The 9223-nt window shown below is 72.2% G+C and carries 8 protein-coding genes; 6 read left to right on the top strand and 2 right to left on the bottom strand.

Features of this window, described 5'->3' with window-relative positions; translation table 11 throughout:
- From ACFXOA_RS31775 to ACFXOA_RS31785, 3 genes are all read left to right on the top strand, one after another.
- Nucleotides 1-3201 (top strand): amino acid adenylation domain-containing protein (locus tag ACFXOA_RS31775; protein ID WP_385035574.1); only part of this gene is annotated, 3201 nt, incomplete at its 5' end.
- Nucleotides 3202-3274: 73 nt separating this feature from the next.
- Nucleotides 3275-3490, top strand: a complete 216-nt coding sequence (locus tag ACFXOA_RS31780; RefSeq protein ID WP_385035576.1) for an MbtH family protein — start codon at nucleotides 3275-3277, stop codon at nucleotides 3488-3490.
- A complete protein-coding gene (locus ACFXOA_RS31785) occupies nucleotides 3490-4281 on the top strand; it encodes a thioesterase II family protein (protein WP_385035578.1) in 792 nt (263 codons plus the stop codon). Before ACFXOA_RS31780 ends, ACFXOA_RS31785 begins: the two co-directional genes overlap by 1 nt.
- 58 nt (nucleotides 4282-4339) lie before the next feature.
- Here ACFXOA_RS31785 and ACFXOA_RS31790 read toward each other — a convergent pair whose 3' ends face one another.
- Nucleotides 4340-4552 carry a hypothetical protein gene (locus tag ACFXOA_RS31790; RefSeq protein WP_385035580.1) on the bottom strand — a complete coding sequence of 71 codons (213 nt, stop codon included), beginning with the start codon at nucleotides 4550-4552 and terminating at the stop codon, nucleotides 4340-4342.
- A 233-nt stretch (nucleotides 4553-4785) separates the two neighbouring features.
- Between ACFXOA_RS31790 and fabI the strand changes: the two genes are divergently transcribed.
- The 3 genes from fabI to ACFXOA_RS31805 all read left to right on the top strand — a co-directional run bounded on the left by fabI (nucleotide 4786) and on the right by ACFXOA_RS31805 (nucleotide 7062).
- The gene (gene fabI / locus ACFXOA_RS31795) at nucleotides 4786-5595 is read left to right on the top strand and encodes an enoyl-ACP reductase FabI (RefSeq protein WP_385035582.1); all 810 of its coding nucleotides are present in this window, start codon (nucleotides 4786-4788) and stop codon (nucleotides 5593-5595) included.
- Nucleotides 5592-6218, top strand: a complete 627-nt coding sequence (locus ACFXOA_RS31800; protein WP_385035584.1) for a hypothetical protein — start codon at nucleotides 5592-5594, stop codon at nucleotides 6216-6218. The genes fabI and ACFXOA_RS31800 overlap by 4 nt, the downstream gene beginning before the upstream one ends.
- 82 nt (nucleotides 6219-6300) lie before the next feature.
- On the top strand, nucleotides 6301-7062 hold the full coding sequence (locus ACFXOA_RS31805; RefSeq protein ID WP_385035586.1) for a 4'-phosphopantetheinyl transferase family protein: 762 nt from the start codon (nucleotides 6301-6303) through the stop codon (nucleotides 7060-7062).
- A gap of 67 nt (nucleotides 7063-7129) precedes the next feature.
- On the opposite strand, the gene ACFXOA_RS31810 is transcribed toward ACFXOA_RS31805, so the two are convergent.
- Nucleotides 7130-9028, bottom strand: a complete 1899-nt coding sequence (locus tag ACFXOA_RS31810; protein WP_385035588.1) for a BTAD domain-containing putative transcriptional regulator — start codon at nucleotides 9026-9028, stop codon at nucleotides 7130-7132.
- Nucleotides 9029-9223 lie beyond the last annotated feature (195 nt).

A 9223-nucleotide genomic window follows, 5' to 3' on the forward strand; every position in this document is an offset into this window, starting at 1 on the left:
CGCCCCCCGGAACTCCCCGGCATCGAGACCATGGTCGGCCTCCTCATCAACACCCTCCCCGTCCGCGTCACCTGGAACCACCACGACCGCCTCGCGGACCTCCTCACCACCCTCCAGAACCACCAGACCAACCTCACCCCACACCAGTTCGTCCAACTGGCCGACATCCAACGCCGCTCCGGACACCACGAACTCTTCGACACCACCACCGTCTTCGAGAACTACCCCGTGGACGCCGAGAGCGCCCCGCGACTGGCCGGCGGTGTCGAGATCACCGACATGGACGCGCGGGACGCCACCCACTACGCCGTCACCCTCGTGGGCCTGCCCGGTGAACAGCTCCGTTTCCGGATCGACCACCGCCCCGACCTCATCGACGCCGTCTCCGCCGCCCGCCTCGGCGACCGGCTGCGCCGGGTGCTCGCCGCCGTCGTCGCCGACCCGCTGACGACCGTGCGGGACCTCGGCCTGCTGGATGCCGAGGAGCAGCGCCAGGCCCTGACCGCGGGGAACGACACCGCACACCCCGTACCCCGCACCACGCTCACCGCCCTGCTGGAGGCGCAGGCCCTGCGCTCACCCGACGCCGCCGCTCTCGTCCACCACCCGGCCGAGGGCGAGCAGGACACGTGGGAGCGGACCACGTACGCGGAGCTCCACGCCGACGCCAACCGGCTCGCCCGGCTCCTCGTGGCCAGGGGCGCGGGCCCGGACCGGCCGGTGGCCGTCGCGCTGGAGCGGGGACGCGGCCTCGTCGTCACCCTGCTCGCTGTGCTGAAGACGGGCTCCGCGTATCTGCCCGTGGACACCGAACTGCCGTCCGGCCGTGTCGAAGCCATGCTGCGGACGGCAGTCCCGGTGTGTCTCGTCACCGACCGGCAGGTCATTGCCGGGCGTCCGGCCGTGCGCACCGGCGCGGCCGCCTGCGGTGTGGAGCTGCTCGTCGTCGACGCCCCCGACACCGCTGCCGCCCTGGGCTCCCTCCCGGACCGCGCGCTCTCCGACACCGACCGCCGCGGGGCCCTGGGCCCGGCGAACCTCGCGTACGTCATCTTCACCTCGGGCTCCACCGGCACGCCCAAGGGGGTGGGGGTCCCCCACGAGGGAATAGTCAACCGGCTGCTGTGGATGCAGGACCGCTACAATCTCGGGCCCGACGACCGGGTGCTCCAGAAGACGCCCTACGGGTTCGACGTCTCGGTGTGGGAGTTCTTCTGGCCTCTGATGACCGGTGCGGGACTCGTCATCGCCCGGCCGGGGGGCCACCGCGACCCCGCCTACCTGGCGGAGGCCGTGGCCACGCACCGGGTCACCACGGTCCACTTCGTGCCGTCCATGCTCGACGTCTTCCTCCAGGATCCCGCCGCCGGCGGCACCCGCGGCACTCTGCGGCGCATCCTGTGCAGCGGCGAGGCCCTCCCGGAGGGGACCGCCGACCGGGCCGCCGCGGTGACGGGCGCGCCCGTGCACAACCTCTACGGCCCCACCGAGGCGTCCGTGGACGTCACCCACTGGGACTGCACCCCGGGCGAGGGCCCCGTGCCGATAGGGCACCCGGTCTGGAACACCCGGCTGTACGTCCTGGACGACGCGCTGCGGCCGGTACCGCCCGGTTCCGTCGGTGAACTTCACCTGGCTGGAACGCAGTTGGCGCGCGGGTATCTGGGCCGTGCGGCACTCACAGCGGAACGCTTCGTGGCCGACCCATTCGCAGCGCACTTCCACGACCGGGCCGGTTCCCCCGGCACGCGCATGTACCGGACCGGCGACCTCGTCCGGCGGCGCGAGGACGGCGCGATCGAGTACCTCGGGCGCACCGACGACCAGGTGAAGGTCCGAGGTCTGCGCATCGAACTCGGCGAGATCGAGACGGTCCTCACCGCCGTTCCCGGCGTCGCCCACGCGCGCGCGGTCGTCACCGGCACGGGCGGTCCGGCGCAGACTGGCGGCGAGCACCTCGTCGCGTACGTGGTGCCGGCCGACACGGGGAAGCCGCCGGAGCCCGAGGCACTACGGGAGCGGGCCCGGGCCGCGCTGCCCGCGTACATGGTCCCGGCGGCCTTCACCGTCCTGGCCGAACTGCCGCTCACCGCGAACGGGAAGCTCGACCGTCGTGCCCTGCCGGCACCGGACTTCGGCACCCTGTCGGGTGGGCGTCCGGCCCGCACCGCCACCGAGCAGGCCCTCTGTGCCGCGTTCGCGGAGGTCCTGGGCCTGCCGGAAGTCGGTGCGGAGGACAACTTCTTCGACCTGGGCGGGCATTCGCTGAACGCGACCGGCCTCGTGACACGGTTGCGTGCCGCGCTCGGGGTGGAGATCGGCGTGCGGTCGGTGTTCGCCGCGCCGACTCCGGCCGCGCTCGCCGCGCTGCTGGCGGCCCGGGACCTGGGCGGGGGTGGCCTGGATCCCGTTCTGGAGCTGCGTACCGGCGGCGATCAACCCCCCTTGTTCTGTCTGCCGCCCGGTGCCGGTCTGAGCTGGTGCTACGCGGGCCTGCTGGGCGGTCTCGACCCCCGGCAGCCGGTGTACGGACTCCAGTCGCCGAGCCTGGGGGCAGCGGGCACGAACGGGGACGGCGTGTTCCCGGACGAGCCGTTGGACGTGTTGGCGGCGCGCTACGCCGAACACATCACGGCCCTGCGGCCGAACGGGCCGTACCGGCTGCTCGGCTGGTCCGCCGGCGGGCACCTCGCACACGAGGTCGCCGTGCGGCTCCAGGAACGCGGGGAGAGGGTCGAACAGCTCGTCGTCCTCGACTCCTACCCGGCGCAGCCGATGGCCGGTCAGTTGATCCCGGTGAGCGGGGAGGACGTCTTCGCCGAAGCCCTCCAGGGCGCCCTGGCCGACCCCTTCGCGCCCGACGCGCGGGCACAGGCCCTGGACCTGGTGCGCGAGGAACTCGGCGCGGGGGCGCTGGGCCGGGTCGACGACACCCTGGCCCACGCCGTCCTGGAAACGTACCTCCACAACACCCGGGCCATGCTGAATCACCGGCACCGGCGGTACGACGGCGATCTGCTGTTCTTCCGTGCGGCTGACTGGACCCTGGATACGGAACGGCGCGACGTTTCACGCTGGGAGGCTCACGTGAGCGGCGAGATCGTCATTCACGAGCTCACGGCGAAGCACGAGGAAATAGCCCGCCCAGAAGTTCTTTCCGAGGTCGGGAGAATCATTTCCGGACTGAATTCTGTTGACTAGGCCAAAGGCATTCCGGCAGTATTCAGGAAGTCATGCGAATCGCATCTGAAGCAGAAAGAGGGAAGAGACTGTGATGAACCCCTTCGAGGACAACGACGCCGCCTTCTACGTCCTGGTCAACGCCGAGAACCAGCACTCGCTGTGGCCGGCCTTCCTGGAGGTCCCGGCGGGCTGGAACCAGGCATTCGGGCCTGGCGACCGCGCTGACGCCCTGGCGTACGTCGAGCGCGAGTGGACGGATCTGCGTCCGGCGAGCCTGGTGCGCGAGATGGCCGGGGCGAAGGCCTGATGGCGGCCGTCGGCGGCGCCGGCACGAGGACCCCCGCCGGCCCGGGAGCCCGGTGGACGCGGAACTGGCGCCCCCGTGCGGGGGCGGCGGTCAACCTTCTGTGCCTGCCGCACGCCGGCGGCTCCGCCGGCGTCTACCGGAGCTGGGCGGACGGACTTCCGGCGGAGGTCGATCTCCACGTGGTTCAGTACCCCGGCCGCGAGGACCGCTTCACCGAGACGCCCCTGTCGCGGATGGATGACCTCGCGGACGCGGTCACGGAGGCGATCCGTCCTCTGTTCGAGAAGGACGTGGTCCTCTTCGGGCACAGCATGGGGGCCTCCGTGGCCTACGAGGTCACCCGCAGGTGCGAGGCCGCCGGGCTGATGCCCCGACTGCTGCTGGTGTCGGGGCGCGCCGCGCCGGGACGTCCGGAGAGCGGGGGTACCACTCCGCGCGCGGCCCGCACCGACGAGGAGATCGTGGCCGAGATCCGCGGGTTCGGCGGCTCGGGGGTCGCCGCCCTCGACAATCCCGAACTCAGGGAAGTCGTGCTCCCGATGATCAGGGCCGACTACCGGTTGGTGGACGGGTACCGTCCCGAGCGACCGGGTCCGGTCGGCGCGCCGATCGCCGTGCTGCGGGGACGCGACGACGCGGGCGTCACACCCGGGGGCGGCGCCGCGTGGTCGGCTCTCACGACGGCCCGCTGCACCGAGCACGTCTTCGACGGCGGCCATTTCTACCTCCAGGAGCACGAGCGGCAGGTGCTTGCCACTCTCACGGACCTGGTCGCACAGGCACTGCGCTGACCTGTGCGAACGTGGCGCCGGACCTCCGTCCGGCGCCCCGCGCCACATCCGTGGCCGGTCAGCTCTTGCGGCTGCGGCGGATCCGGAGGGCGCCGACGAGCAGCAGGGCGCCCGCGACGGCGAGCGTCACGCTGGCCAGCCCCTGGTGTTCCGGAAAAGAATTCACGATGAAAAAACTCTCCTCGGGGTCCGTGCCGGTCAGTCTCTGCACGATCGGCGCCACCCCCTGGAGGAGCAGGATCACGCCGGCGATCTCAAGAACAAGTAGCATTGCTTCCTCTCGTCCCGACCTGATCCGGGGCTTCCCGGGGGGCCGCTGCTGGTCTAAGGTCTCGGCAGGAATACTAAGGGCGCTCCGGGTCCACCGGGCGCCTTCTTTGCTGATGACGGCCAAATATAGACCCCGTGTAGACCTTCCATGGAATTCCTGTGGACCGGTCACCGACCGGCCGTAGTTCGATTACAGAACCACTGTTCACCCCTCATGGATTCAGGAGAGACAAAATGGACCTGCTCAAGGGCAAGACGGTTCTGGTGACCGGAGTGCTGACCCAGAACTCCATCGCCTTCCACACCGCCCGTCTCGCCCAGGAACAGGGCGCTGACGTCCTCCTCACCGGCTACGGCCGTATGACCCTGGTCGAGCGGGTGGCCCGCAGACTCCCCGAACCCCCGCCGGTACTGGAACTGGACGTCACCGACCGTACCCAACTCAACAGCCTGGCGGAGCGGTTGGGCGAGCACACCGACCGGCTCGACGGAGTGCTCCACTCCGTCGCGGGTGCTCCGGCGTCCGCACTCGGCGGCAACTTCATGACCACCGAGTGGGAGGACGTGGCCCGCGCGGTCCACGTGTCCACGTACTCTCTGCAGTCGCTCACCCGCGCCGTCCTGCCGCTGCTCGGCGAGCGTTCCAGTGTCGTGGGTCTCGACTTCGACGCGTCGCGCGCCTGGGCCGAGTACGACTGGATGGGCGTCGCGAAGGCCGGACTGGAATCCTGCGCCCGCTACCTCGCCTCCTACCTCGGTGCGCGCGGCGTCCGCGTCAACCTGGTGGCCGCGGGGCCGCTGCGCACCACCGCGGCGGTCAACATCGGTTCGGGCGACGGCTTCGACGAGCCGGACGACTGGGGTCGCAAGGCACCCCTCGGCTGGGACGCCGAGCACTTCGACCCCGTGGCACGGGCCTGTGTGGCCCTGCTCTCCGACTGGTTCCCGGCGACGACCGGGGAAATCGTGCACGTGGACGGCGGGGCGCACGCCGTGGGCGACCGGCCGGGCGCGGCACGTCCGGCGGAAGGGGTGCCGGCGTGACGGCGGCGGCAGCGGGGACGGTCACCCGGGCCTTCGGCGGAGACGGCCTGGTGATCGGGGCGATCGTCGTCTGCGAGATCGCCTTCTGGGTCTTCCTCGTGCTGGGCCTCCTCGCCCGGTACGCGCTGCGCGCCCGCCGCCTGGGCGGGGCGCTCCTGGTGTGCGTACCGCTCACCGACCTCGCCCTGGTCGCCTTCTCCGTGGCTCATCTGCGGTCCGGCGGCGAAGCGGGGGCGACGCACGGTCTGGCGGCCGTCTACCTCGGGGTCTCGGTCGGATTCGGGCCGGAGATCGTACGCCGGGCGGACGCCTGGTTCGCGCACCGGGTCACCAACGCCCCGGCGCCCGCGAAGCCGCCCCGCTCGGGTCCCGAACGGGTGCGCCACGAGTGGCGGTTGTGGCTTCGCTGCGTCACGGCGTTCACGGTCGCCGCCGCGCTGACGCTGCTGATGTGGGCCCTCGCCGCGCCCGGATCCAAGGCGTCGGGGCTATGGAACCTGATCGCGCAGTTCGGGATCGTGACGGTGATCTGGCTGATCGCGGGGCCGGTGCGCTACCGGTTCTTCCCGCCTTCGACAGGCGGGGACGACGGCCCTGGGGCGCGCACGCGGTCACGTGTATAGGACCGCTCAAGCAATGCCGGACAAGGTCGGGGAGGGGGGAGACAGACCGGACGGCATCGCAGCCGAGTTCCTAGGGGGAACAGTGATCACCAGCGTGACCGGTCCGGCCGGCGAGCCGGCCCGCGCGGCGGACATCCATGTGTGGGGCTGGCGCGCGGGGGGCACGCCGGCGACGGAGGACCTCCTGCTGCTGGACGACGCCGAACTACGCCGCGTCCGACGCTTCCACCACCCGAGGGACGCCGCCGCGCTCGCCCGTACCCGGGCCGGCACCCGGCGCGCCCTCGGCGGTCTGCTCGGGGTCCCCGCGACGGATGTGACCCTGGGCAACCGTCCCTGTTCCGGATGCCCGTCACGGCAGCACGGTCCGCCTCTTCTGCTGGAGCCGGTGGTGCCGCAGCCACCGGAGATCGGTATGGCCCGGACCGACGGATACGGGATGCTCGCCGTGTGCGCGGGGATACCCGTCGGCATCGACGTCGAGGCGTTGCGGTCGGTCGACGTCGAAGGGCTGGCGGACGTGGTCCTCACCGAACGCGAGCGGGCTCACGTCCTCGGTGTTCCGGACGGACCTGTGCGTGCCCAGCGGCACTTCCAGTGCTGGACGCGGAAGGAGGCGGTGGTGAAGGCGGCCGGGACGGGGCTCCTGCGGGCCGAACTGACGCGGCTGGAGGTGTACCCGGAGGATCCGGGGCCGGTACGGGTCGAACTCCCCTCCCAGGACGGGAAGTCAGCCTGGTGGCTGGTCCGGGACGTCCCCCTGTCCGGACCTTGGACCGCGGCCCTCGCCCATCGCGAGACGCCCCTCCGGCCCGGACGCCTGGTCCTCCACGCGGAGTCCTGACCGGGCCGAGCCCGCCGGCCGCCCGGACACCCACCGGACCGCCCTCCGGGAAGGCTCTGGGCTCCTGTCAACCGCGGGGCACCTGGTTGCCCCACTCTCGTACGGGTGTCCTCTGCTCCTGGGTGAACAGCCTTACCAACGACGGCAGTCGGTACACCAGTCGCTGGTCGGCCCCGACCCCCGTCACCTCGATCAGCCGCGCGTCGGCCAGCGCCTCCAGTTCCTTCTCCGCCTCCCGCTCACCGCACCGCAGGACGCCTGCCGCATCCGCGGCGGAGAACTCGCTCTCCGGGATCAGGGTCAGCGCCCTGAGCACGTTCCGTGACCCGGCGGTCAGCGGCGCGTAGCAGGCACGCAGGCTGGCACGCACGTCCAGGGCCCCGTGGCGCAGCTCGTCCAGACGCCGTTCGGGGGGCAGCAGCCGCGAGAGCAGATCCGCCGGCCGTGCCCTCGGTTCCAGCGCGAGACGCAGCGCGCAGATGCGCAGTGCCAGCGGCGAGCGGTCGCACAGCTCCACCACGGTGGCCGCGGCATCGGGCTCTGCCGCGATCCGCTCGGCCCCCCTCGGACCGGCCCCGGCCGACAGCAGGGCCAACGCCTCGTCCGCTCCGAGCGGGTGGAGCCGGATCAGCCGGGACGCGCCGTCCACCACGACCGGCGTCCGGCTGGTGAGGACGGCCCGGGAGTGCGGCCCCAAGGGCAGCAGGGGGGCAGCCTGCGCGGCATCGGCCACGTCGTCGAGCACGACCAGCACCCGCCGGTCGGCGAGCAGACCCCGGTAGAGCTGCACGCGCTCCGCCACGGACCCCGGTACCGCGTGGGCGGGCACACCCAGGGCGTGCAGGAAGTCCCGGAGCACATCGTGCGGTTCGCGCCGGGAACCGTCGGCCCGGTCCAGTTCCGCGTACAGCTGGCCGTCGGAGAACTGCTCGCGGAGCAGGTGCGCGGCCCGCACCGCGAGGGCCGACCTGCCCGATCCCGGCATCCCTGTGATGACGACCCCGCGCTGCTGCCCCGTGTTCCGGCCCTCCCCCGCCCCGCGCAGCTCGTACACCACCTCGGCGAGGGGCAGGGCACGGCCGTTGAAGTGGGTGATGTCGGGCGGCAGCATCGCCGGAGCCGGAGACGGCACCGGGGGGCGCCCTGCCGAAGGCGGGCTCCCGGCCGGCCCGCCGGGCGCACGCGGGCCGGGCACGCGAGGCACCGTGGCCGTGCCACCGAGCACGCGATCCCCGAACTCAGCCCCTTCCAGGACCTGCCGGTGCACCTCCCTCAGCACCGGGCCGGGGTCGACGCCGAGTTCCTCACGGAGCACGATGCGCCCCTGCCGGTACACCGACAGCGCGTCGCCCTGCCGCGACGACCGGTACAGCCCGGTCATCAGCTGCGCCCGCAGTCGCTCGTTGAGCGGGTGCTCCGCGACCAGCCGGGTCAGCTCGGGGACGAGTTCGCCGTGCCGGCCCAGGGCGAGGTCGGACTCGATGCGGCAGACCAGAGTGGTCGCCCACGCCTCCTCCCACTCGGGGACCTCCGCCTCGCACAGATGCTCCGTGGTGCTGGCGAACGGCGCGCCGCGCCACAGGTCCAGCGCCGCCGTGAGCAGGGCGCTCGCCTTCTCGAAGTGCCGTGCCTCCAGGGCCTCGCGGCCGAGGCGGTCCAGCCGGTCGTACTCGACACTGTCGATCCACGCGGTGCCCGGGTGCAGTGAGTACCCGGGCTGGCAGCGCGCGATCTCGACGCCCTCCCCGAGCTGCTTGCGCAGCCGTGAGATGTAGGTGTAGATCTGCGCGTTCTTCGTCGTCGGCGGAGACCAGCCCCATAGGAACTCGCTGAGGCGGCTGTCCGAGACGACACGCCCCTTGGCCAGCAGCAGAGCGGCCAGCACAGTGTGGATCTTCGCCCCGGCGAGAGGCAGCACCGTGCCGTCCCTGCGGGCCTCGACCGGTCCTAGGATGCGGAACTCCATGAGTACCCCGTTAACGTCTGGCGTCGGTTTCAAGCCGTGCCCGGACGCTAACGCCGGGCCGTGTCGTTCGGCTGTCGGGGCGATTTAGCCCCCCGGGGGCCGGGGGCAAACCGGGGGCAAACACGCGCCCCAGCGAGCGACCCCCCCACCGGAGCGTTGACGCCCGGCCCCCCGGCCCCGGCGCCCGCCCCCCCG

It is taken from the genome of Streptomyces sp. NPDC059166, from assembly GCF_042755185.1.
GTDB lineage: Bacteria > Actinomycetota > Actinomycetes > Streptomycetales > Streptomycetaceae > Streptomyces.